20 protein-coding genes and 1 tRNA gene are annotated in these 23171 nt (G+C 68.5%); 13 read left to right on the top strand and 8 right to left on the bottom strand.

The features are described 5' to 3' along the window. Positions 1–123: 123 nt before the first annotated feature. Both ABEA30_RS08635 and ABEA30_RS08630 read left to right on the top strand, forming a co-directional pair. Positions 124–3066: an AAA family ATPase gene (locus ABEA30_RS08635; protein ID WP_345581898.1), complete on the top strand. Its 2943-nt coding sequence runs from the start codon at positions 124–126 to the stop codon at positions 3064–3066. Positions 3067–3206: 140 nt separating this feature from the next. Next, a complete protein-coding gene (locus ABEA30_RS08630; RefSeq protein ID WP_345581896.1) occupies positions 3207–3569 on the top strand; it encodes a sulfate permease in 363 nt (120 codons plus the stop codon). Positions 3570–3604: 35 nt separating this feature from the next. Here the strand turns inward: ABEA30_RS08630 and ABEA30_RS08625 are convergent, their stop codons facing one another. Then, positions 3605–4588, bottom strand: coding sequence for a DNA-processing protein DprA (locus tag ABEA30_RS08625; RefSeq protein WP_345581894.1), 984 nt, complete (start codon positions 4586–4588; stop codon positions 3605–3607). A gap of 192 nt (positions 4589–4780) precedes the next feature. Between ABEA30_RS08625 and ABEA30_RS08620 the strand changes: the two genes are divergently transcribed. Next, complete coding sequence (locus ABEA30_RS08620) at positions 4781–7813, top strand: TrlF family AAA-like ATPase (protein WP_345581892.1); 3033 nt, start codon at positions 4781–4783, stop codon at positions 7811–7813. A 24-nt stretch (positions 7814–7837) separates the two neighbouring features. Here ABEA30_RS08620 and ABEA30_RS08615 read toward each other — a convergent pair whose 3' ends face one another. Next, on the bottom strand, positions 7838–8173 hold the full coding sequence (locus ABEA30_RS08615) for a hypothetical protein (protein WP_345581890.1): 336 nt from the start codon (positions 8171–8173) through the stop codon (positions 7838–7840). 197 nt (positions 8174–8370) lie between these two features. Between ABEA30_RS08615 and ABEA30_RS08610 the strand changes: the two genes are divergently transcribed. Beyond that, positions 8371–8895: an SRPBCC domain-containing protein gene (locus tag ABEA30_RS08610; protein WP_345581888.1), complete on the top strand. Its 525-nt coding sequence runs from the start codon at positions 8371–8373 to the stop codon at positions 8893–8895. A gap of 9 nt (positions 8896–8904) precedes the next feature. On the opposite strand, the gene ABEA30_RS08605 is transcribed toward ABEA30_RS08610, so the two are convergent. From ABEA30_RS08605 to ABEA30_RS08595, 3 genes are read right to left on the bottom strand one after another with little or no spacing between them, the layout of a single operon-like run. Further along, positions 8905–9531, bottom strand: a complete 627-nt coding sequence (locus ABEA30_RS08605) for a trimeric intracellular cation channel family protein (protein WP_345581886.1) — start codon at positions 9529–9531, stop codon at positions 8905–8907. Then, positions 9528–9698, bottom strand: a complete 171-nt coding sequence (locus tag ABEA30_RS08600) for a hypothetical protein (protein ID WP_345581884.1) — start codon at positions 9696–9698, stop codon at positions 9528–9530. The genes ABEA30_RS08605 and ABEA30_RS08600 overlap by 4 nt, the downstream gene beginning before the upstream one ends. Before the next feature lie 38 nt (positions 9699–9736). Then, the gene (locus ABEA30_RS08595) at positions 9737–10372 is read right to left on the bottom strand and encodes a hypothetical protein (RefSeq protein WP_345581882.1); all 636 of its coding nucleotides are present in this window, start codon (positions 10370–10372) and stop codon (positions 9737–9739) included. A 225-nt stretch (positions 10373–10597) separates the two neighbouring features. On the opposite strand from ABEA30_RS08595, the gene ABEA30_RS08590 reads away from it, so the two are divergent. The 6 genes from ABEA30_RS08590 (at position 10598) to treS (ending at position 17080) form a co-directional block, all read left to right on the top strand. Then, positions 10598–12184, top strand: a complete 1587-nt coding sequence (locus ABEA30_RS08590) for a sensor histidine kinase (protein ID WP_345581880.1) — start codon at positions 10598–10600, stop codon at positions 12182–12184. Beyond that, the gene (locus tag ABEA30_RS08585) at positions 12181–12852 is read left to right on the top strand and encodes a response regulator transcription factor (RefSeq protein ID WP_345581878.1); all 672 of its coding nucleotides are present in this window, start codon (positions 12181–12183) and stop codon (positions 12850–12852) included. The genes ABEA30_RS08590 and ABEA30_RS08585 overlap by 4 nt, the downstream gene beginning before the upstream one ends. Before the next feature lie 50 nt (positions 12853–12902). Further along, complete coding sequence (gene nadE / locus ABEA30_RS08580; protein WP_345581876.1) at positions 12903–13727, top strand: ammonia-dependent NAD(+) synthetase; 825 nt, start codon at positions 12903–12905, stop codon at positions 13725–13727. Next, positions 13724–14293 carry a cysteine hydrolase family protein gene (locus tag ABEA30_RS08575; protein ID WP_345581874.1) on the top strand — a complete coding sequence of 190 codons (570 nt, stop codon included), beginning with the start codon at positions 13724–13726 and terminating at the stop codon, positions 14291–14293. The genes nadE and ABEA30_RS08575 overlap by 4 nt, the downstream gene beginning before the upstream one ends. Positions 14294–14297: 4 nt before the next feature. Next, positions 14298–15296: a DNA topoisomerase IB gene (locus ABEA30_RS08570; RefSeq protein WP_345581872.1), complete on the top strand. Its 999-nt coding sequence runs from the start codon at positions 14298–14300 to the stop codon at positions 15294–15296. Between the two features lie 140 nt (positions 15297–15436). After that, a complete protein-coding gene (gene treS, locus ABEA30_RS08565) occupies positions 15437–17080 on the top strand; it encodes a maltose alpha-D-glucosyltransferase (RefSeq protein ID WP_345581933.1) in 1644 nt (547 codons plus the stop codon). Here the strand turns inward: treS and ABEA30_RS08560 are convergent. Continuing rightward, positions 17061–18494 carry a dihydrolipoyl dehydrogenase family protein gene (locus tag ABEA30_RS08560; protein ID WP_345581870.1) on the bottom strand — a complete coding sequence of 478 codons (1434 nt, stop codon included), beginning with the start codon at positions 18492–18494 and terminating at the stop codon, positions 17061–17063. The genes treS and ABEA30_RS08560 overlap by 20 nt on opposite strands. 78 nt (positions 18495–18572) lie before the next feature. Here ABEA30_RS08560 and ABEA30_RS08555 point away from each other — a divergent pair, with 78 nt between their 5' ends. Both ABEA30_RS08555 and ABEA30_RS08550 read left to right on the top strand, forming a co-directional pair. After that, complete coding sequence (locus ABEA30_RS08555) at positions 18573–18905, top strand: thioredoxin family protein (protein ID WP_345581868.1); 333 nt, start codon at positions 18573–18575, stop codon at positions 18903–18905. An 82-nt stretch (positions 18906–18987) separates the two neighbouring features. Further along, positions 18988–19060: transfer RNA gene (locus tag ABEA30_RS08550), tRNA-Lys, on the top strand. A gap of 64 nt (positions 19061–19124) precedes the next feature. On the opposite strand, the gene ABEA30_RS08545 is transcribed toward ABEA30_RS08550, so the two are convergent. Beyond that, entirely contained in the window at positions 19125–19823 is a 699-nt protein-coding gene (locus ABEA30_RS08545) for a helix-turn-helix transcriptional regulator (RefSeq protein WP_345581866.1), read from the bottom strand. Positions 19824–19896: 73 nt separating this feature from the next. Between ABEA30_RS08545 and ABEA30_RS08540 the strand changes: the two genes are divergently transcribed. Beyond that, positions 19897–20625: an alpha/beta fold hydrolase gene (locus tag ABEA30_RS08540; RefSeq protein ID WP_345581864.1), complete on the top strand. Its 729-nt coding sequence runs from the start codon at positions 19897–19899 to the stop codon at positions 20623–20625. Positions 20626–20644: 19 nt separating this feature from the next. Here ABEA30_RS08540 and ABEA30_RS08535 read toward each other — a convergent pair whose 3' ends face one another. After that, positions 20645–23158 (bottom strand): PEP/pyruvate-binding domain-containing protein, encoded by a 2514-nt coding sequence (locus ABEA30_RS08535; RefSeq protein WP_345581862.1) that lies wholly within the window; start codon positions 23156–23158, stop codon positions 20645–20647. Positions 23159–23171 lie beyond the last annotated feature (13 nt).

Below are 23171 nucleotides of genomic sequence, written 5' to 3'. Positions count from 1 at the left end.
TCAGCGCCGGTGGTGGCTCCCAGCCACGTCACCACCGGCGCTCACCCGCACCAACCCCGGCGCTGGACCGCACGAACCACCGGCTCCCACAGCGTCAAATACTCACCCCACCTCCACACGCACGTGGTCATCAGCAACAAGGCAAAGACCGTCCTCGACGGGAAGTGGCGCTCGCTTGACGGCAGACCGATGCACGCCGCCGTCGTCGCGCTATCCGAACTGCACGAAGCCGTGTTCGCCGACCACATGACCCGCACCTTCGGCGTCTCCTGGGAGGCGCGCGAGATGGGCCGCGACCGGAACCCAGCGTGGACGATCACCGGCGTGCCGGAGGAGCTGGTCGCCGAGTTCTCTACTCGTGCACATCACATCGACGCGGAGAAGAACCGGCTCATCGACGAGTACGTTTCCCAGCACGGACGCCAACCTTCGAACGCGACGATCCTCAAACTGCGAGCCCAAGCCACACTCGCGACCCGCGCCGAGAAGCAGGTCCGATCCCTTGCCGATCTCACTGCGGAGTGGCGATCCCGCGCAACGAAGACTCTCGGCAGGGATGCGACGACGTGGGCGCGCGAGGTCAGCGACAACGATAAGCCGCTCCTGCTGCGTGCCGACGACGTGCCGCTCGATGTCATTGGCGAGTTGGGGCGCTCGGTCGTCGAGGTGGTCGGTGAGAAGCGCTCGACGTGGCGACGGTGGAATCTCATGGCCGAGGCATCGCGGCAGACTATGGGCTGGCGGTTCGCCACCATGCAGGACCGGGAGGCCATCGTCGCGATGGTTGCCGATGCCTCCGAGTTCGTTTCCCTTCGGCTGACGCCGCCCGAGTTCGCCGCCTCGCCCGTCATGTTCCGCCGCCCCGATGGCACCTCGGTGTTCCGGCCGAAGAGCTCGACCGTGTTCACCTCCGAGTCCCAGCTCGCTGCCGAGGACAGACTCCTCGAACGAGCAGCGAACCTGACCGGGCCGACGGTGCCGCTCGCAACGGTCGAGAAGATCACGCGCAGACCCGACGCGGATGGTCGGATGCTCGGCGACGACCAAGCCGACGCCTTGACCCGCATCGCGGTGTCAGGACGGATGCTCGACGTGCTGGTCGGTCCCGCCGGGGCGGGCAAGACAACCGCCATGAACGCGCTCCGCCGCGCCTGGGAAGCCGAGCACGGCTCCGGGTCCGTCGTCGGGCTCGCGCCGTCAGCGGTTGCCGCTCAAGTCCTCGCCGACGATCTCGGGATCGAGACTGAGAACACGGCGAAGTGGTGGCAGAACCACCTCATCCACGGCACCACGTTCGAGGCGAGACAGCTCGTCATCATCGACGAAGCATCCCTGGCCGGCGCCCTGTCGCTGGACCGCATCACCCACCTCGCCCATGAAGCGGGCGCGAAGGTGCTGCTGGTCGGCGACTACGCGCAACTGCAATCCGTGGACGCCGGCGGAGCATTCGCGATGATCGCCAGAGACCGAGCAGACACCCCCGAACTGGTCGACGTTCACCGCTTCACTCACACCTGGGAGAAGACCGCCTCACTCGAGCTACGCCACGGACGCACCCACGCCATCGACACCTACCTCACCCACCAGCGCATCACCGACGGCGACGCCGAGGCCATGACCGATGCCGCCTACAACGCCTGGCGCGCCGACCGCGACGCGGGACTGATCTCGGTGCTGATCGCCGAGACTCACGACGATGTGACCGCGCTGAACGGCCGCGCCCGAGCCGACCTGATCCTCAACAAAACGCTGCACCCCGACCGCGAGGTCGAACTGCGGGACGGCACCGCCGCTGGTGTGGGCGACACCATCATCACGCGGCTCAACAAGCGCGAACTGCGCACCCTGGCCGGGCGGGACTGGGTACGCAACGGCGACCTCTGGACCGTGACCGCCGTCGGCGACGACGGGACCCTCACAATCGCGCGCGACTACGGGACCGGCGCCACCGTCCGCGACGACGGAACCATCAGGGCTCGCAGGCGTGGGCGCAGGTTCGGCGGCGGCATCGTCCTCCCAGCCTCCTACGTGGCTGAGCATGTCGATCTCGGCTATGCAGTCACCGCCTACCGGGCCCAGGGCATCACGACCGACACCGCGCACGTGCTGGTCGAACCGACCTCGACGAGGGAGACCTTCTACGTCGCGATGACCCGTGGACGGCACGCGAACCATGCCTACGTGACGCTCGACCGCGCCGACGACCATGCCCAGCCGCACCCTGGTAACGACCCGCATGCCACCGCGCGAAGCGTCCTCTACGGCGTTCTGCAGCACAGTGGCGCCGAACGCTCGGCGCACGAGACCATCGTGGCTGAGCAGGAACAGTGGGGCTCGATCGCTCAACTCGCCGCCGAGTACGAGACCATCGCCGCCGCAGCCCAACACGACCGCTGGGCCACCCTCGTCCGTGGCTCCGGGCTCACCGACGAGCAGGCCGAGAGCGCCATCGAGTCCGAGGCGTTCGGCCCGCTCACGGCTGGACTCCGCCGGGCTGAAGCGAACCATCACGATATCGATGCGTTGCTGCCGCGCCTCGTCGCTGCGCGTGGATTCGGCGACGCGGACGACATCGCCGCAGTCCTCCACTACCGAGTCGAGCGGGCGACCGCCCGGCCCGCAGGCTCCGGCAGGACCCGCAAGCCACCGCGGCTCATCGCCGGCCTCATCCCACAGGCCCACGGAGTCATCGACACCGAGATGCGGACAGCGCTCGACGAACGCGAATCACTGATCGAGCACCGCGCCGACGCCGTACTCGAAGTTGCGCTGACCGAGAGCGCACCGTGGACGACTGCACTCGGAACGTCGCCTACCGACCGACGACGAGCCGCGGCCTGGCGCAAGTCCGCACGAGTGGTCGCCGCCTACCGCGACCGCTACCGCATCACCGACGACGCGCCCCTCGGCGCCCCGCCCGAATCAGCCGCGCAGAAGATCGACGCTGCGAGGGCGCGAGCCGCGCTCGACAAGGTGCGGCAGTTGGTCGCTGATGAGAGCCGTCAGGCAGAAGCCGGTCTCCTGGCCGTCAGGCGCACCCAGCACGGACCTGGGCGCAACATCTGACCCTTCCCAACGTCCGCGCCGCGGCGTAGCCTTGAAAGTGAGGCGGATTTCTCCTTACCTTTGGGCCGCTCGCGGCAGACCTTCGGGTCACTCTCCACGCACCGTCTCGACAACGAATCGCGTGTTGAGAGGAGCCCACTATGATCCGCCTACTGTGGACAGCCGGCGCCGAGGTCCGCTACTTCCTGCGTCGATACATGCCGAGCAATATCGTGCTCGACCTGATCCGCACCCGGAAGGGACTGAAGTGGGGCATGCCAGCCATGCTGCTCGCCGGCCCCTATCTGGCTATCGCCTTCTGGTGCACCACCCTCATCGAACACGCCGGCCCAGAATGGCTCCACCTCGTAGTCCTGCTCTGCATCTGGAACACTCTCAAGATGCTGGCCATCGGCCCTGTGAGCGTCGTTCTCCTCACGAAGGCTCGCGCCCGTGAGCACCGCGCCCAGCGGCAGGAACCGTCCGATGTGCCACTGCGCGAGCTCACTCCGAGCTCTCGCTGAGTCCAGCGTCAGGCAGCCAGTGCCGGACCTGCGCGCTACAGCGTGCGTGTCGGAGCAGGCGAAGGTGAGCGGACCTGCTCCATGTCAAGTCGCTCTCGTGGCACCTGGCCTGGTTCAACCAGACTCGCGAGGTCCGACGTATCCGCCACCAGGGTCGCGATGCCATCACGCAGCAAACGATGCGGCCCAACGCTCGCGGCACTCGTGACCAGGCCAGGGACGGCTCCGACACATCGGCCGATTTCCGCGGCTCGCTGGGCAACCAGCAGTGAACCTGATCGCGCGCCCGCTTCAACGATGACCGTCGCGGAGGACAGCGCAGCCATCAGCCGGGCGCGGGCGATGACCCGATGCCGGGTCGGAACGGCACCGGGCGGAACTTCGCTAACAAGCAGGCCGACGTCAGCGGCGCGATCAAGCAGGTCACGATGGCCGACAGGGTACGGACGATCGACTCCGTTGGCGAGGATGGCGATCGTGTCGCCACCCGCCGCGAGGGCGGCCAGGTGTGACGCGCCTTCGATCCCGTAGGCGCCTCCCGCAACGACAACTCGTTCGTCTGCGGCAACGGAACTGGCGAGTTCCCGGGCCACGTAGTCGCCGTAGGACGTGCATGCCCGAGCGCCGGTGATCGTGACGAGATCGCTCATCGGTCGGGAGAGGAAGGACGACGTGCCGCGAGTCCACAGCACGTAGGGGGCGACGTCACCAAGATCGTCGAGGGCGACGGGCCAGTCGCTATCGCCTGGGATGAGTGCTCGAACCCCCGATTGCTGCACCTGGTCGATACGCGCGGCGAGCTCCTTCGTGTCTGGCACGCTGAGGTGGTCGCGCCAGACCTGCGCGTCCACGGGGCTCAGCCCCACCACCGCACCGTCACGCTCAGCGAGCCAAAGCGTCTCGACTGCTCCCAGCCTGGACAGGATGCGACCTGTCACCGGGTCATTGGGCTCGACCAGCATGGACAGCACCATCCTCGCGGCGCGCTCGTCACTCGCGACATCACTCAAACTGGCCATCTTCGGTTCCTCTCGGCGCTCGTACCGACGAGGTGCGCCGGCCGACGCAGGGGTGGTAGCCCCGCCGAAGACCTCGTGAGACCGGCGCGGCCTGAGCGCGGTGTCGGCGGTGCCCGATACCCTTGTGGTGTGAACACGTAGCGGCGGTCCTCCTGGGTCGGCCGACGTTCGAGTCGGTCGAAAGGATGACAAGTGACGACAGCGGGCCTGGAGCGTGCACGCGGCACGGCGTGGCGAATCTGGGACCTCCACGTACACACGCCTGCCTCGATCGTCCAGCACTACGGTGCCGACACGGACGAGACCTGGGCCCAGTTCATCGATGAACTTGAGGCTCTGCCGGAGGACATGACGGTCATCGGCATCAACGACTACTGGTTCCTCGACGGGTACAAGCGCGTCGTCGAAGCCCGAGCGAGCGGGCGCCTCCAGAACCTCGAAGCGATCTTCCCGGTGATAGAACTGAGGCTGGATCACTTCGGTGGCACCGAGGGAAAGCTGGCGAGGGTCAACCTGCATGTCATTTTCGATCCAGACCTCGACCCGGAAGTGATTCAGGCGCAGTTCATCAACGCGCTCCAGCCAAAGATGAAGCTCGCGCCGAGCCACGCCTCACTCAATTGGCAGGGCGTAATCACGCGAGACTCCCTGACCGACCTCGGCCACAGAATCAAGGAGTCTGTCCCGGCTGAGCACCTGTCGAACTACGATTCGGACCTCCGCGAAGGGTTCAACAACCTGAACGTCGGGCTCGACGACGTTCAGGCGATCCTCGCTGGTTCATACTTCAAAGGTCGTGCGCTCATCGGGATCGGCAAGACCGAATGGCGCGATATCAAATGGAACGACCAATCAATCGCCGCGAAGAAGAACGTCATCAACTCAGCACAGTTCATCTTCACCGCCTACGAGGACACGACCCGGTGGCAGGCAGGCGTGGAAGACCTCCGCAACAGCAACGTCACACACCAGCTCTTGGACTGCAGCGACGCGCATCATTTCTCAGGCTCGGATCAGCACATGCGTCTCGGAGCCTGCCAGACCTGGCTCAACACGACTCCAACCCTTGCCGGCCTTGCCTACGCGATTGAAGAGTTCGATCGCCGTGTCTTCGTCGGACTAGAGCCGCCTGCGCTCGCAAGAATGCGGAAGAATCCGGAGCGGTTCATCGAGAGAATCAGGGTCGGCTCCGAGAAAGAGGATCGTGAGCTCTTCAGCCACGACCTCCCGCTCAACTCAGGATTCGTAGCAGTAGTCGGGAACAAGGGTCAAGGCAAGTCCGCACTCCTCGACTGCATCGCCCTGGGCGGAAACTCGTCACGCAGTAGCGAGTTCGCCTTCCTGAGCCCTACTCGGTTCCTCAGTGCACAGAATCAGAAGGTCGCCAGGGAGTACCTCGCGGAGATCGTTTGGGCCACGGGGGCCGCACGGCAGGCCCACCTCAATCAGCCACACGACAACGCGGCTCCCGTCCTGGTCGAATACCTGCCACAGATGTTCGTCGAGCGCGTGTGCAACCTTGACCCGGCGGCAGACGACGCCGACGAGTTCGAGCGCGAACTTCGTACAGTCCTCTTCACCCACATCCCCGAGGACGAACGCGCTGGCGAGAAGACCTTCGACGCGCTCTTGACTCAGAAGACTCGAACCTCCCAAGACGACCTGACGAGGCTCCGCGCGGAACTACGGACTGCGGTGCGTGGCTACGTTGCGATCGCCGCCTTCCGCGCAAGCAATCAAGCATCCGAAGTCCAGAGTCGTCTGGATCTCAAGCAGGCTGATATCGACGCAGCGAAGAAGGACCTCGAAACGGCGAAAGCCGCACTCGCTGAGATCGACACTGCAAGCAAGGATGACGGGCACCTCACTGCGCTGATGCAGCGCAGTAAGGAGATCGAGACCTCGCGGTCAGAGCTGACGACCCGCCGAAGTGCCAACGAACAGCAACAGGCCAAGTCGCGCCAACGGCTTGGCGGGATGGAAGCGATCGCGCACCGGGCAGAAGCGATTCAGGCCGACGTTGCCACGCTGAACAGCGAGGCCGAGGCGCTTCTCGGCGATGGGGGAACCGAGAGCCCTTACATCCAACTGACAGTCAACGCCGGGAGATATCAGGCGTGGCTCGCGAAGGAGGAGGAGTCGCTGGCCGCCCTGAGGCGAGAGCGCGATCAGGTCGACCAAGACCTCGAAGTTCAGGAGCAGGCAAGACGCGAGAACGCAGATGCACTCGCTGCAGCCGACAGCGCACGTGAACGCGCTCGACAGCGCGTGCTCCAATCAGAGGAACGGGTGACGGCGCTCGTCGGAGACGAGGATGACGAAGAGTCTCACGCTGGACTCTCCTCCTTGCTGCGCCGTATAGACGAAGCGCCAACGAAGATGTCTGAACTTCGAGACGAGATCATGCTTTGTTCGCGCCGAGTCCACGAAGCGCTCGAAGCCCAGTTGCACGCGGTTGAGAGTCTGTACGCCCCGGCGTCCACATTCATCGCGCAGTCTGATGTGGTCAAGAACGCGGGACTTGAGTTCAACGCCGAGCTACGCATCCTGCCGGGATGGAGGAGTGTCGCAGCCGGCCTCGACGGTCGCAGGAACGGGGAGTTCTCAGACTGGCTGATCGACTTGCCACAGCGCGTCGAGGACACGAGCTGGGACCAGCTCGCTGCCCAGCTTCGAGAGGCGTTCGACCGTCTGGAGCACGAACGAGGGGAAGCCGGCGGCGAGTACCGGAACCCTGCAATCGCGCTTCGCAACAACACAACGATCGACGACTTCCTCATGAGCATGTTTGACTTGTCCTGGCTGGAGGTTCGCTTCGGCCTCACCGGTGACGGGCTGCCGCTCTCTCAGTTGTCACCCGGACAGCGTGGTCTCGTGCTCGCGCTGTTCTACCTCGTCGTGGACCGGAGAACCACTCCGCTGCTGTTGGACCAGCCCGAAGAGAACCTCGACAACGAGACCATCGCATCCAAGCTCGTACCAGCGATTCATGAAGCCGCAGGACGCCGACAGACGATCGTCGTTACTCACAACGCAAACCTCGCCATCGTCGGCGATGCCGACCAGATCGTTCACTGCCAGATGAACGATCGGCGCTTCACCGTGAACAGTGGGAGTATCGCTGAACTCGACGTGGCGAAGTTCGCTCTCAATGTTCTCGAAGGAACCAAGCCGGCGTTCGACAACCGGCGACACAAGTACGAAGCGTTCCCCGAGCTGTCCTGACCCCTGGGTCCCATGTCCTGGGTGTCATTGATCGGGAGTCTTCGGTTCGTCGTCCGTGATGACGCCAGCCTCGACCAGCGCTGCACGTACGGCTTTGCGGTCCACGCCCATCCGGCGACCTGTCGCTCGCATCGAGACACCTGCGCGGGCGAGGCGCACGGCCTCTGCCTTCTCGTCGATCCCCAGCCCCGGCCGTCGGCTCGGCACGTTGCGGCGACGCAGGTGGGAGAACACGGTGGCACGGTGGATGCCGTACCTCTCAGCGAGCGCCTTGACGCTCATCCCGGCCAGGTAGTCGCCGACGAGGGCGTCTACCTCGGAGGCGGTGAGGAAAGTTTGAGCCGTCTCGACAGTCCTCACAACAGGGCCACGATCGTCCTTCGGAGCGGTATCCTGGGGACGTCGAGAGACCTCGTAGACCCCACGGTCTAGGCGATTGACCAGGGTCTTTGTCTTGGGGGCGGAGTTGACGAACGTACTACTCAGGCACCCCGAAGAGATCGGCCCCAGCACCTAGGCTGGGGCCGATCTCTTTTTCCCGAGGGAAGGATCCGCCCATGAACGGCAACGAGGCCTACGGCACGCTCGAGACCATCGACGGGCGACCCGCCCTCCGCTTCACGCTGGAGGTGCCCTACCCCGTCGAGCGCGTCTGGCAGGCGGTCAGCGATCCCGCCGAACTGCAGGAGTTCTTCCCCGGCGCCGCGCCGTGGGGGCCGGAGACGGGCGAGGAACTCGACCTGGGCGGGATGACGCTCACCGTGCACGAGGCCACGGCCCCGAAGCGCCTGGCCTGGACGTTCGCCGACCAGCCGCAGAGCTTCGACCTGGCACCCACGGCAGAGGGCACCCGCCTCACGTTCACCCACGTGATCGACGACCTCCCGGCCGCCCAGACCGCCACCGGGTGGCAGACCTACCTGTCGCGCCTGGAACCGCACCTGGCCGGCCGCCCGATGTCCGAGGAGGAGGCGCACAGGCCGTGGCGCGCCATCCACGAGGGGTACGCAGCCAAGTTCGGCGTCGACCCGGAGCCCGGCCGGCAGTGGGCTGACCAGAACCTTCCAGACTCCGCACGCTGACGGCCCCGGTCAGCCGCCGTCGCCCTTGCGCGGCAGCGTCCACTTGTACCGGTGGGCCAACAGGCCCAGCACCGAGCAGGTCACGATCGACGCCGCCATCGCCACATTGGGGTACCCCACGGACGTGAGCAGCAGGCTCTCGATCGCCCCGATGATGGCCACCGACGCGTACAGCGTGTTGCCCCCGAACACCACCGGGATCCGGCCCGTCACCACGTCGCGGATCATGCCGCCGCCAACGGCGGTGAGCACGCCGAGCAGGATCGCCGGCAGCAGGTCGAGCCCGTAGCCCAGGGCCTTGATGGTGCCGGTCGCGCTCCAGCAGCCGAGCGCCAGCATGTCGAGGAACGTGAGCGTTCGGCCCACCCAGTGGCCCTTGAACACCAGCAGGTACCCGACGCCGGCGGCCGTGACGGCGCCGGCCAGGTACAGCGGGTCAGTGAACGCCACGGGCCTGGTGTTGAGCAGCACGTCGCGCAGCATGCCGCCGCCCAGCCCGGTGAGGATGGCCAGGAACAGGAAGCCGATGATGTCGAACCGCATCCTGCGCGCGACGAGTGCCCCGAGGAGCCCGTTGGCCAGCACCCCTGCGACGTCGACCGTCCGGAACAGCAACGATGGGTCGAAGGTGTTCACAGGCGCTCGCCGGGAAGCTCGCTGGCCTGTTCGATCCACTTGACGGCCTTGCGCACGTCGGGCACCACGTCGACGACGAGGTCCCCAGGCCCCTCGCCCTTCGGGATCTGCGGGTTGCCGCCCGCCAGCAGTTTCGGGGAATTCTCGTCCTTGGGATTGTTGGCCATACCCGATCCTCCCCCCTGGACCGGCCGACAATCCACCCCTACGCGAGGCGACGCCCAGAGCGCGGCTGCGGCAGCACCAGCAGCGCGGCGCCGAAATGCACCGCCGTCTCGGGGTAGGCCGGGTGCGCCCAGTCGGGAGCCACGAGGGCCAACAACACCAGCAGCGCGGCCGCCGAAAGGATGGCCGTCAGCGTCCACGCCGCAGGAGTACGCCGCCGGGTGGCCAGCAGGGAGATCCCCAATGCCGCCCCGAACAGGAACATGCCGAAGAACGTCACGCCTCCGATCGCGCTGCCCACCTCGTCCATGAGCGGACCGTGGACGAAGGTGCCGATCAGGAAGACCGCACCGAGCGCGGCGAAGCACACTGCGGTCAACCGCCTGAACCAGCGCACGGCGCCGCTACCGCCGTCGATGTCCCGGGAGCGGAGGAACAGCACCGCGGCCAACGCCAGGTAGCCCAGGCCGTGTACCAGCGTGCCCAGGATGAAGAGCCAGCTGCCGTTGCCGTCGGCGAACTGCGAGTAGGCACCGGTCAGGCCGTGCGTGGCCGCGTCGAACAGGGCGATGCTCGAGATGCCGGCTGCACCGGCGAAGGCCGCGCCGGAGAGCCAGGCGGGTGCCGCCTGTGCGGTGTGGGCTGCAGGCGTGGTGGTGTTGAGGGTGGTGGTCACGATGACTCCTTGGCTGTGTTCCGGGCCGACCCATTCGGCGCAGCGGATGCCTCGACCCTAGGAATCGAGGTATCGCCGGCGCGTCGGCCACGAGGCACCTGCTTCAGCGCCGCTCCCCGCTCCCGAGGAGGATGCATGGGGTCATCCTCGGGTACCTTGACGCGTCGTCAAGGTCCTCCCTGCGAGGGATACCCACGCCCGGGAACGCCCCGTACAGTCAGCGGCATGCGCCGCCTCGCCGACCTCGCACTGGCCGCCCTGACGCTGGGCGGCGCCGCGGCGCTCACGTTCGGGCAGGGTTTTGGCATCGCCGAGTTCGCATTCGTCGCCATCCTGTGGGCGCTCCTCACCCTCGCACTGCGCCACGCGGCGATCACCTGGCTCACCGCCCACGCACAGCGGAGGCGGGCGGCGGAACTGGCCCGCACGACGCCCACCGAGGCGGCGCTGAGGGCCGCGGACGAGGAATCAGAACGGATGGCCACCGACATCCGCGCCACGCTGCACGCCACTCTCGAGGCGATTGCGCACGAGGTCACGTTGGCCAGGTCGGCGGCCCCCGACCGAGCCGTAGAGCACCTGGAGGCCATCCAGCGCCACGCCGTCGTCGCCACCACCGAACTGCGCCGAATGCTGGGCCTCCTGCGCGCCACCCACCCGTCGGACGACGCAGCGCCGCCCCCAGCCCACCGCAGGCCCCGCCGCGTGCTGCGCCTCGTGGCCGTGGGCCTGATGCAGCTCGAGATCATCGCGACCAGCCAGCTCTGGGCAGAGGGCAACGGCGCGGTGGACCCGGCGGAGCCCCTGCTGATGGTCACGCAGCTCACGCTCAGCACGATGGCGCTGGCCGTGTTCTTCGCCCCCGTCGACGCACCTCTGGCGTGCCTGTGCACCGCCGGCCTCTTCGCGCTCGGATTCGCTGTGGGCGCACCGCTGCTCGACGGCGTCTGGCTGGGCATCGTGCTGGCCCTCCTGTCGTGGCGCATCATCGCCCGTCCGGCCGTGCCACGCTGGGGTCTCGTCGCACTGGTCGCCCTGTGGGCGGCAGCCGGCACCAGCATCGCTACATTCTCGCCGGGGAACCTGGGCGTGCACTGCGTCATGGTGGGAAGCGCGACGGCCACGGCCGTCGCCGTGCGGCTCGGGGACAGGACCAGAACCGACGCGGAGGCGCGCGCGGCAACCGCCGCGGGGGAACTGGCCAGCGAGACCGCGCGCGCCGTCCGGGAGCGCAGGCTCGAGGTGGCCCGGACGCTCCACGACGCGCTGTCCGGCACCGTCGGTGTGGTCGTGGCGCAGACCGGCGCGGCCGAGGTGCTCTGGCGCAGCCGCCCGGATCAGGCCAAGGCCGCGTTGGAGGTGGTGGCGGAGGCAGTGGCCCATGCGCGTGTCGACCTGGAACGCGTGGCCCTCGGCCCCGCACCGCAGCAACGCCCGGGGCTGGCGGAAATCCCTGGCCTGGTCCGGCGCATGCGTGATGCCGGCATCGACGTGGTCCTCGTGGCTCTGCCTGCCTCGGCGCCTCAGGAAGCCGGTGCTGCCGCCTACCGCATCGTGCAGGAATGCCTGGCCAACGTGGCACGCCACGCCCCCGGGGCCGCCGCCGAGGTCCACGTGGCGCTGCGCGACGGCGACCTCAGCATCAGCGTGAGCGACGACGGGCCTGGACTCTCCCCCACTGACCGGGGCGGCTACGGGCTGACCGGGCTGCGCGAGCGCGTGGGGCTGCTCGGAGGCCGACTCACGCTCGACTCCACGCCACCAGGGCTGCGAGTGCTGGCCCGGCTCCCCATCCGTCAGGAGGTTGCATGACACACTCCTTCCGTCTGGTGGTGGCCGACGACCACGTTCTGTTGCGCGAAGGCATCGTGGCCATCCTCGAGAGCGACCCGGACTTCGAGGTGGTTGCCGAATGCGACGACGGGCCGGCCGCCGTCGCGGCGTGCCGCTCGCTGTCGCCCGACCTGGTCCTGATGGACGTCCAGATGCCAGGTGGCGACGGACTGGCGGCGGCCGAGGAGATCCTGCGTTCCTGCCCCGGCGTGCGCGTGATGGTGCTGACGATGTTCGACCTCGACGACTACGTGGCGCGGGCACTGCGCATGGGCGCTTCCGGGTTCCTCCTGAAGGCGACGCCGGCCCGCGAGTTGTTGGGCCGGGTCAAGGCGTGCGCCGCGGGTGAGTTCGTGGCCGGCCCCACCGTCCTGGCCCGCCTCGTGGAGACCTACGTGCAGCACTCGGATGGCGCCGCCGTCCCCTCAATGCTGGTGGGCCTCACCGACAGGGAGCAGGACGTGCTGCGCGCCATGGCCGACGGCCTGTCCAACGCGGAGATCGGGCGGGAGTTGTACCTGGCCGAATCCACCGTCAAGACGCACGTCAGCCGCATCCTCGACAAGCTGGGCGCGCGGGACCGGGTACAGGCGGTCGTCATCGCACACCGTGCCGGCTTGGCACCCGGACACAGCCGGGCACCCTGACTGACGAAAGTCAGCCGCGCGCTGCCACCCACTTCGGCGACAATGGGCAGATGCGTGAACTTCAGCAGACCATCATCGCCGAGTTCGGCGTGCAGCCCGAGATCGACCCGGCACACGAGGTGGAGCGCCGCGTCCAGTTCCTGGCCGACTACGTGACCACCACCCGCACCCGCGGGTTCGTGCTGGGCATCTCGGGCGGCATCGACTCCACCCTGGCGGGACGGCTCGCGCAACTGGCCGCCGAACGCGTCCGCTCGCAGGGCGGCGAGGCCACCTTCCACGCCGTGCGCCTGCCCTACCGCGTGCAGCGCGACGAGCACGACGCGCAGGAGGCCATGGACTTCGTCGGGGCAGACCGCGAGGTGACGTTCAACGTGGGCCCCGCCGTCGACGCGTTCGAGGACGAGTACGCCACGGCCGTCAGCGAGGAGATCACTGATTTCAACAAGGGCAACGTCAAGGCCCGCCTCCGAATGGTGGCGCAGTACGCCATCGCCGGCGACGAGAACCTGCTCGTCATCGGCACCGACCACGGCGCCGAATCCGTGATGGGCTTCTTCACCAAGTTCGGCGACGGCGGCGCCGACATCCTGCCGCTCTTCGGCCTCAACAAGCGCCAGAACCGCCAGATCCTCAAGCACCTGGGCGCGCCTGAGCAGCTGTGGGGCAAGGTGCCCACCGCGGACCTGCTCGACGACAGGGCCCTCCAGCCGGACGAGGTCGAGCTGGGCGTGCCCTACGACGACATCGACGACTACCTCGAGGGCCGCGACGTGCCCGACGCCTCCGCCGAGCGGATCGAGAACACCTGGTACCGCAGCCGCCACAAGCGCACCGTGCCCGTGACCATCTTCGACACCTGGTGGCGTGAATGAACGGCGACGGCGAACTCGCCCTGCTGGTGATCGACCTGCAGAAGTCGTACTTCGAGCTCCCCGGCCTGGCCGGCAAGGAGGAACTCCTCCTCCCGCCCACCAACGAACTGATCGCCGCCGCGCGCGCTGCCGGCCGCCCGGTGATCCTCGTGCGCACGCAACACGAGCGTGACAAGTCCACCTGGACCCTCAACATGCTCGAGGACGACCAGGGCTTCGCCTACCCCGGTACCGAGCAGGCGGAGTTCCTCGACGGGCTCGACACCCGCGAGTTCGTCGAGATCGTCAAGACCCGCGACAACGCCTTCTTCGGCACCGACCTCAAGGAGCAGCTCGACCTCCTCGGCGTGGACAGGTTGCTGATCTGCGGGGTGTCCACCCACTCCTGCGTGGCGCAGACCGCCATCGGCGCCTTCGCCCACAACATCCGCGTCTGGGTGGCCGGCGACGCGATCTCGTCGGACCACCGCCCGCTGGCGGAGGCACTGCTGGACTTCCTCCGTGAAGAGATGCGCCAACAGGTGCTCACCCACCGCGAGTCCCTGGACCTCCTGGCCGGGGGCTGAGGCGATGGTCAGGCTCCGACGGGTCAGCCCACGCATGACGGGCTTCACCCGCCGCAAGCGCGGCAGCGGGTTCTCCTACACCGACGCCGACGGCGACACGCTGCCGAAGGACGAGGCCGAGCGGGTCAAGTCGCTGGCCATCCCGCCGGCCTGGACCGACGTGTGGATCTGCCCGCACGCCAACGGCCACCTCCAGGCGGTGGGCACCGACGACGCCGGCCGCCGCCAGTACCTGTACCACCCCGACTGGCGCATCAAGCGCGACCGCTCCAAGTTCGAGCGGATCCAGGCCGCAGCCGAGATGCTGCCCTCGGCCCGCCGTCGGATCTCCGCAGACCTGGCGAAGGACGGCATGCCGCTGGAGCGCGCGTGCGCCACGGCGGTGCGGCTGCTGGACATCGGCTACTTCCGCATCGGCAACGACGCCTACACCGATGCCCACGGCTCGTTCGGCCTCACCACCCTGGAACGGCAGCACGTGCGTCGTCGGGGCTCGGATCTGGTGTTCTCGTTCGTCGGCAAGTCCGGCATCGCGCACACCATCGCCGTCGACGACACACCCGCCATCACTGCCCTGGAGAAGCTCCGCAGCCGCAGCAGCGGCTCCAAGCGCCTCCTCGCCTACAAGGCCGACGGCCAGTGGCGTGACCTCACCTCCGCAGACGTCAACGCGTACCTCTCCGACCTCTTCGGCGGCGCCCTCACCGCGAAGGACTTCCGCACCTGGCACGCGACGGTGATCGCGGCCGAGTCGCTCGCGCTCACCGAGGAGCCCGGCGACACGAAGGCCTCCCGGAAGCGGGCCGTGAACCAGGCGGTGCAGGAGGTGGCCAGCTACCTGGGCAACACGCCGACGGTGGCCCGGTCGTCGTACATCGACCCGCGCATCGTCGACAAGTACGAGTCGGGCGAGACCATCGTCGAGGCAGCAAAGAAGAACTACAGCTCCGCCAACGCCCGGCAGACGGGGCTGGAGAAGGCCGTCCTCGCGCTGCTTGGCTGATGGGGAAGGATGGTGTCATGAGTGACGCTCCGGGGATCATCCCCCAGCCCACGCCCGGCAACCCGTCGCCCGCGACCACGACGTGGTCGGCCACCAGCCCCGCGGTGCCGCGGCCCAAGGAGCCAGCCCCGCTGCATTCGATGAGCGACAACCCCCGCTGGTACATGAACGCGGTGTTCTACGAGGTGTGGGTGCGTTCGTTCTCGGACAGCACCGGCACCGGCGCGGGAGACCTCAACGGGCTCATCGGCAAGCTCGACTACCTCGCGTGGCTGGGCGTCGACTGCATCTGGGTGCCGCCGTTCTTCCCGTCACCCCAGCGCGACGGCGGCTACGACGTCCACTTCTTCACCTCCGTGCAGGTGGAGCTGGGCACCGACGAGGGCATGAAGAACCTCCTCCGCGAAGCGCACGCGCGTGGCATCCGGGTGATCAGCGACTTCGTGCTGAACCACACCTCGACGGACCATCCCTGGTTCAAGGAGTCACGGCGCAACCCCACCGGCCCGTACGGCGACTACTACGTGTGGCGCGACGACGACCGCGGCTACCCGGACGCCCGGATCATCTTCCTCGACAGCGAGAACTCGAACTGGGAGTTCGACCCGGTGCGCAAGCAGTTCTACTGGCACCGGTTCTACAGCCACCAGCCCGACCTCAACTACGACAACCCGAAGGTGCTCGAGGAGATCCTGGCGGCGCTGCGCTACTGGCTCGACCTCGGCGTCGACGGGTTCAGGCTCGACGCCGTGCCGTACCTGGTCGAGGAGGAGGGCACCACCTGCGAGAACCTGCCCGGCACGCACGAGATCCTCCGCAAGATCCGCGCGATGGTCGACGAGGAGTACCCCGGCCGGATGCTGCTGGCCGAGGCGAACCAGTGGCCGCACGACGCCGTCGAGTACTTCGGCGACGGCGACGAGTTCCACATGGCGTTCCACTTCCCGCTGATGCCGCGGCTGTTCATGGCCCTGAAGCAGGGCTCGCGGCGGGCGATCAGCGAGATCCTCGACGACACGCCGTCGATCCCCGACGGCTGCCAGTGGGCGACGTTCCTGCGCAACCACGACGAACTCACCCTCGAGATGGTGACGCCCGACGACCGCAAGTTCCTGTGGAACGAGTACGCCCCCGTCCCGCGGATGCGGCTCAACCTGGGCATCCGCCGTCGGTTGGCGCCGTTGTTGGACAACGACGAGCGCCAGATCAGGCTGATGCACGCGATGCTGCTGGCGCTGCCCGGGTCCCCGGTGCTGTACTACGGCGACGAGATCGGGATGGGCGACCACATCTGGCTGCCTGACCGCGACGCCGTGCGCACCCCCATGCAGTGGACAAGCGAGATGCCGGGCGCAGGATTCTCCAACGCCAACCCGTACCTCTTCGACAAGCCCATCCCCGCCACCCCGCCGTACGGGCCGGAGCAGGTCAACGTCGCCGACCAGCAGGCGGACCCGCAGTCGCTGCTGAACTGGCTGCGGCACGCGCTGGCTCAGCGACGCAAGTACGACCTGTTCGGCGTCGGCGGGTTCCGCGAACTGGACGGCCCGGAGGAGGTGTTCGTGTTCGAACGCAGCCAGGGCACCACCCGCGTGCTGTGCCTCAACAACTTGACGGCATGGCCGCAGATGGCCGAGGTCGAGCTTCCGAAACTGGACGGCCGCACCCCGGTCGTCCTGTCCGGCACGGTACCGGAGGCGCCGCAGGTGATCGGTGAGCAGTACCGGATCGAACTGCCGCCGTACGGCTACGCGTGGTTGCTGTTCACCGACGTGCCGTCCTGAAGTCGTCGCCGGTGGCCTCCAGGAGACGGAGCCACACCTCGCTCATCGTCGGGTAGGCGGGCACGGCGTGCCACAGCCGGTGCAGCGGCACCTCCCCCACGACGGCGATGGTGGCCGCGTGGAGGAGCTCCGCCACGTCCGGCCCGACGAACGTGGCGCCCACCACGGTGCCCTTGCCCTCGTCGATGACGAGGCAGGCCTTGCCCTGGTAGTCGTCGGCGTGGAGGCTGGCTCCGGCCACCTGGGCCAGGTCGTATTCGACGGTGCGCGCGGCGATCCCCCGCTCCCCGGCCGCCTTGCCGGTGAGGCCGACGGAGGCCACCTGCGGGTCGGTGAACACCACCTGCGGCACCGCGCCGTGGTCGGCGGTGGCGGCGTGGCGGCCCCAGGTGTCGTCCTCCACGGGTTGGCCTGCGGCGCGGGCGGCGATCACGTCGCCGGCCGCCCTGGCCTGGTACTTGCCTTGGTGGGTGAGGAGGGCGCGGCCGTTGATGTCGCCGACGGCGTAGAGCCAGTCGTGGCCCTCGACGCGGAGCGTGTCGTCGACGGTGAGGTAGTCGTCGGCGTCGAGGCCGAGCACGTCGAGGCCGAGGCCGCCGGTGCGGGGGCGGCGGCCCGTGGCCACCAGCAGCTCTGCGGCCTCGACGAGTTCGCCGTCGGACAGGGTGAGGGTGACGGTGCCGCCGGAGCGCTCGACGCGGGTGGCGCCGGCGCCGGTGCGGACCTGCACGCCGCGGGCGCGGAGCCGCCTGGCGACGGCCTCACCCGCGAAGGCCTCCATGGTGCCGAGCAGCGTGTGCCGGGCGATGAGCGTCACGTCGGAGCCGAGGCTGGCGAACGCCGAGGCCAGTTCGCAGGCGGCCACCCCGCCGCCGAGGATGGCGAGGCTGCCCGGCACCTGCTGGGCGCTGGTGACGTCCTTGGTGGTCCACGGGCGGGCGTCGCGGAGACCCTCGATGTCGGGGATGTTGGGCTCGGTGCCCGTGCAGACGGCGACGGCGTGCCGGGCGATGAGCACGACCGGGCCGTCGTCGGTCTCGACGGTGACCTCGCGCTCGCCCGTGATCCTGCCGGTGCCGCGGACGAGGGTGGCGCCGGTGCCCTCGAGCCACTCAACCTGGCCGGAGTCGTCCCAGCCCGAGGTGAAGGAGTCGCGGCGCTGGAGGACCGCCGCGGGGTCGAGGCTCCCGGTCACGGCCGCCGCGGCGCCCTTGACCGCTCGCGCGGCCCGGAGCGCCTCGCCCGGGCGGATGAGTGCCTTGGAGGGCATGCACGCCCAGTACGAACAGTCGCCGCCGACGAGGTCTGATTCCACGACGGCGACGCTGAGCCCCCCGTGGATGGCTTGGTCTGCGACGTTCTCGCCCGTCGAGCCGGCTCCGATGACGATGAGGTCGAACGCTGTGGTCTCCATCTCCCCATCCTCCGCCGAAAAGGGTGCAAACGTGCCGGAAGCCTCCGTTCGGGCCGGACGGTCGCCTAGCCTGAGGTCATGACTCTTGGCTATCTGGATGACCAGCCCACGCGGGAAGAAGTCGACGCGACGAGCGGCCTCGTCGCGCTGGAGTTCGGCCAGAACTGGTGCGGCTACTGCGCCGCCTCCGCCCCGGCCCTCGACGAGGCCCTCGGCAACCGGCCCGACGTCAAGCGGATCAAGGTTGCGGACGGGAAGGGCCTGCCGCTGGGCCGCTCGTTCCGGGTGAAGCTCTGGCCCACGATGATCCTGCTGCGCGACGGCCGGGAAGTGGCCCGGGTGGTGCGCCCCGAGACCTCCCGCGAGGTGGACGAGGCGTTGGACCGGGCCCTGCCCAATGTGATCGACTGACGGCGCTGACAAGGCCTTCAGCCCTCGACGAGCCCTCGATTGGACAACGGGATTCCCGAGGGTCTAAAGTTACTCCTCGCGCGCACCACTAGCTCAACTGGCAGAGCAGCTGACTCTTAATCAGCGGGTTCAGGGTTCGAGTCCCTGGTGGTGTACGAATGGCCTAGCCATCTGGCCCTCGCCTCTTCGGAGGCGGGGGCCAGTCTGCATTCTGTGCAATTACTCGTCGCGGCCGTGGACGGGCCTGGCGTTCGCCGGGGGCTCCCCGACTTCCTGAATGGTGTGACCGCTGCAGGCCGTCTTGGTGACGGTGGCGCGCTCGATGCGCGACACGGCGAACCATCGCATCGCATCGCGCAGGAGGCACCATCCGACCAGATGCCACCGGCCGCTCGCGGAAGCGAACAGCACAGGTTCGACGTCACGAGTGGTCGTGGTGCCGTCCCGCGAGGTGTAGCGGATGCGGAGCACCCTCTGCTCGGCCATCGCATCCTCCATCGCTGACCGGATGGCGCGGGAAGAAGAGGGAGCCGAGTTGACCCAGACCCGGTGGGCGAGCTCGTCGGCCTGCGCTCGAGTCTTGGGATCCAGGACGTCCATGATCTTCCGGACGCCGGCTCCCGCCAGATCGGCGTAGGGCGCATCGGACGAGGCGGAGACCGCCACCATGAGCGCCACGGCCTGTGCCGGCGACAGGCTGACGGGAGGCAGGGACGCGCCGTCGGCCAGCCCGTACCCACCGCCCGGGCCAGGGCGAGACCAGACTGGCGCGCCGCTGTTCTCCAACGCATCGAGGTCACGCTTGACGGTGCGGACCGACACTTCGAACTCTCGCGCCAGCCGGTCGGCCGAGACGCCCCGCGCCCCGCTGCGCCGCAGCATCTCGGTCAAGGCGTGCAGCCGCTCGGTTCGCTTCACCGTTCACATCTCGACAAACTCATGCCACAAATGGTGACACACTCTTGTCCATCAGGGCTGCGAGGCTTGTCCCATGACAACAACGAATACCAGTCGAACCGTCGTCCTCATCCCTGGCCACTGGCTGGGGGCATGGGCTTGGGATGAGGTCGTTGACCACCTCGAAGCCCATCACACGCGCGCAGTGGCCATGACGTTGCCGGGTCTCGATGAACACGACGCAGACCGCGCACTGAAGACCATCGACGACCAGGCGGCAGCGATCCGAGACGTCATCGCCGCGCAGGGCGATCAGCCCGTGATCCTCGTCGCGCACAGCGGGGCCAACGTCCCCGTCAGCCTCATCCTCGACCGGCACCCCGAGTTGGTTGCCCGGGTGGTGTGGGTCGACTCCGGCCCCGTGGCCGATGGCACTGCGTTCGCCCCGGAGTTCCCCGCCGAGCTTCAGGACTTGCCCCTGCCGTCGTTCGACGACCTCGGGCAGCAGGCGAGCATCGAAGGGCTGAGTGCCGAAGCGCTCGAGCGGTTCCGAACGAAGTCCGTCCCCCAGCCCGGTCCGGTGCTCCGCCAGTCCGTCGAGCTCACGAACGAGACCCGCCACCGCATCCCGACGACCTTGGTGTGCTGCTCGATCTCAGGCGAGCAGGTGAGGCAGTTGGTCAAGGCGGGCCACCCCATGTTCGCTGAGGTCGTGAACCTCGAAAGCGCTGAGGTCGTGGACCTCCCCACAGGGCACTGGCCAATGTGGAGCCGACCGCGCGACCTCGCCGAGATCATTCGGGCGGCATCGCTGACCAACTGAACTGCGCTCGCAACACAGATCACTCCACCATCGTGATGGCGCCGGTGGAACCGTCGAGCCGGATCCGGCTCCCCGTCGTGAGGATGGACGTCGCGTGCGCGACGCCCACCACGGCCGGCAGCCCGTACTCCCTCGCCACCACGGCGCCGTGGGTCATCAGCCCGCCCACCTCGGTGACCAGCCCACCAGCCACGAGGAACAGCGGCGTCCACGCTGGATCCGTGCCGCGGCACACGAGGATCTCGCCCGGCTGGAGCTGCGAGCTGGCGGGATCCTCCACGACGCGCGCAACGCCCTCCACCGTCCCCGGCGAGACCCCGCTGCCAGACAGCTCCCCGTCGCCGCCGCCCGGCGCCTCGTAGAACGTGCGGCCGTCGCCGGTCATCACCACGGGGACCCGCGTGCGGCGCTGTTCCCTGGCGCGATTCGTCCGGCGTCCCGCGACGACATCCCGCAGGGTCGTGTCGTCGAACGCGGCCCCCAACTCATCCAAGGTGAGGAAGAACACGTCGTCGCTGCGTTCGATCCTGCCGGCGGCGACGAGGTCCTCCCCCGAGTCGAGCAGCGCCCTGCGGAGCAGGCCCAGGCAACGTGCCATCGCGAACTTCGGCGTCTCCCGCGCGCCGAACAGCCCGCGGAGCCTGCTCGCGAGGAACCGGACCTGACGACTGCGCCAACCCCCGACGGCGTCCTCCAGCCGCCGCAACGCGCTGGCGGCGCGGAGCCTGCCCGCTTCGTGGAGACGGGCCGGCGACTGCTCTTCAGGCACCGACAGGAACCCCTGCATGGTCCGCAGGACGCCCTCGGGCGCCTCGGCCCAGCGTGCGGCACCGATGTCGATCTCCGCGGGCCCGCGCGTCCCGTAGTCACGCAGGAAGCGCGCGACGGCCTTCTGCGCGACGGCGGGCAATTCCCCCGCCAGGTACGCCTCGGCAAGCTCGACGGCGGTGCGGCCCTCGAAGGACTGGCGGCTCTCCCCGTCGTCGCGGATGGCGCGGGCCGCGTCCCACAGTTCGCGGTCCATCCGGGCCGTCACGTTGCCGGTCAGGGAGCCCATGATCTCCAGCACCAGCGACTGCGCGTCCGAGAGCCCTGAATGCGCCGCGAGGGCCCTCAGCCGGATCGTCGCCGCCACGCTGGGCACCATGATCGGCCCGAACACCGGCAGCATCGTCGGGAACGCGACCCGGCCGAACTCGCGCACCGCCTCGACACGGGCAGCCAGCCGTCGAGCCGGCGTGCCTGAAGCGGCCTCCAGCGACGCGGCCACCCCGTCGACGAGCCGCTGGCCCGGCTCCTCCACCCGTGCCCTGGCCGACTCCGGGCGCCGGAACCCGCGCAGGACACCCGGAACCACCTTGGCGATGAACGGCAGCAGGCGCCGTACCGCACGGATCGAGGCACGGGTGCTTGGCATGTACTCACCGGCCAGCGCGGCGACGGTGGCCGAGGCGTTGGGATCGATCATCTGCAGCATCTTCCCGATCACGATGCCGGCCCTCGTGCGCAGGACGTCGTCCAGCCTGATCCACAGCCGCTCGCCCGCAGGGCGCAGGTAGGGGTTGGCGCGATAGTCGACGTGACCGCCCACCAGCGTCGGGATGCCCGCAGCCATGACCTGGAGCACGTCCTGACCCAGCGGCGTGAGGGGGTTGAGCACGCCCTGGAACGCGCCCACGCTGAACCACAGCGCATCGGGCGGGGACGGTTCGGGCAGCGGGTACAGCGTCGTGATCGGTCGGGACTGCACGACCTGGAAGCTGCCCCCAGCCAGCGTCCATTCGATGTCCTGGGGCGCGCCGAACTCGTGTTCGATGCGCTTGCCGAGCGAGGCGAGCGTGACCACCTGGTAGGCGGTGAGGGTGGGCTCCGCGGTCGGTTCCGGGGAAGGCAGGAGCACGCCGTCGTCGACCTCGTAACGCTCTGGCGTCACGGTGCCCAGGACGAGTTCCTCGGCGGAGCCGTGCACGGCCTCCACCACCACACGGCCCCGGCGCCCGGTCAGCGGGTCGGCGGTGAACAGGACGCCGGCCGCTTCTGCGGGCACCATTTCCTGCACGATCACGGCGATGGTGACCTCGCCGTGATCGATGCCGTTGTGGGTGCGGTAGCTGATGGCCCGCTCCGTCCAGAGGCTCGAGAAGCACTCGACCACCGCCTCCAGCAGCGCCTCGGGCCCGACGACGTCGAGGAAGGAATCGTGCTGCCCGGCGAACGACGCCTCAGGGAGGTCCTCGGCCGTGGCCGAGCTTCGTACCGCCACCGGCCCGCGAGCCACCACGTCGGCGGCCTGCAGGATCCGCCGTCGCTGCGCCTCTGGGAAGGGTTGCCGGAAGGCCTGCCGGATCTCGTCGCTCGCCTCCGCTGGAGGGCGCACCAACGCGTCAGCGATCACCAACTCCAGCCCGTGCGCGGCGACGAACTCGCGATACTCACGCGCCTCAAGGACGACGAACGGCGGCACCGGAAACGCCGCGTCCCGCAGCCGGATCAGGTTGGCGCCCTTGCCACCCACCCCGAGTGAACCTTCCATGGCCCGACTCTAG

The sequence above is a fragment of the Tessaracoccus lubricantis genome, from assembly GCF_039544535.1.
GTDB classification, from domain to species: Bacteria; Actinomycetota; Actinomycetes; order Propionibacteriales; family Propionibacteriaceae; genus Arachnia; species Arachnia lubricantis.
Note: the sequence above shows the minus strand (reverse complement) of the source record. Positions and strands in the feature narration are given on the sequence as shown.

Coding starts and splice junctions, on each gene's coding strand:
- ABEA30_RS08630 (WP_345581896.1), top strand. CDS start 3,207: ATGATCCGCCTACTGTGGACAGCCGGCGCCGAGGTCCGCTACTTCCTG.
- ABEA30_RS08625 (WP_345581894.1), bottom strand. CDS start 4,588: ATGGCCAGTTTGAGTGATGTCGCGAGTGACGAGCGCGCCGCGAGGATG.
- ABEA30_RS08610 (WP_345581888.1), top strand. CDS start 8,371: ATGAACGGCAACGAGGCCTACGGCACGCTCGAGACCATCGACGGGCGA.
- ABEA30_RS08600 (WP_345581884.1), bottom strand. CDS start 9,698: ATGGCCAACAATCCCAAGGACGAGAATTCCCCGAAACTGCTGGCGGGC.
- ABEA30_RS08590 (WP_345581880.1), top strand. CDS start 10,598: ATGCGCCGCCTCGCCGACCTCGCACTGGCCGCCCTGACGCTGGGCGGC.
- ABEA30_RS08585 (WP_345581878.1), top strand. CDS start 12,181: ATGACACACTCCTTCCGTCTGGTGGTGGCCGACGACCACGTTCTGTTG.
- nadE (WP_345581876.1), top strand. CDS start 12,903: ATGCGTGAACTTCAGCAGACCATCATCGCCGAGTTCGGCGTGCAGCCC.
- ABEA30_RS08575 (WP_345581874.1), top strand. CDS start 13,724: ATGAACGGCGACGGCGAACTCGCCCTGCTGGTGATCGACCTGCAGAAG.
- ABEA30_RS08570 (WP_345581872.1), top strand. CDS start 14,298: ATGGTCAGGCTCCGACGGGTCAGCCCACGCATGACGGGCTTCACCCGC.
- treS (WP_345581933.1), top strand. CDS start 15,437: ATGAGCGACAACCCCCGCTGGTACATGAACGCGGTGTTCTACGAGGTG.
- ABEA30_RS08560 (WP_345581870.1), bottom strand. CDS start 18,494: ATGGAGACCACAGCGTTCGACCTCATCGTCATCGGAGCCGGCTCGACG.
- ABEA30_RS08555 (WP_345581868.1), top strand. CDS start 18,573: ATGACTCTTGGCTATCTGGATGACCAGCCCACGCGGGAAGAAGTCGAC.
- ABEA30_RS08540 (WP_345581864.1), top strand. CDS start 19,897: ATGACAACAACGAATACCAGTCGAACCGTCGTCCTCATCCCTGGCCAC.
- ABEA30_RS08535 (WP_345581862.1), bottom strand. CDS start 23,158: ATGGAAGGTTCACTCGGGGTGGGTGGCAAGGGCGCCAACCTGATCCGG.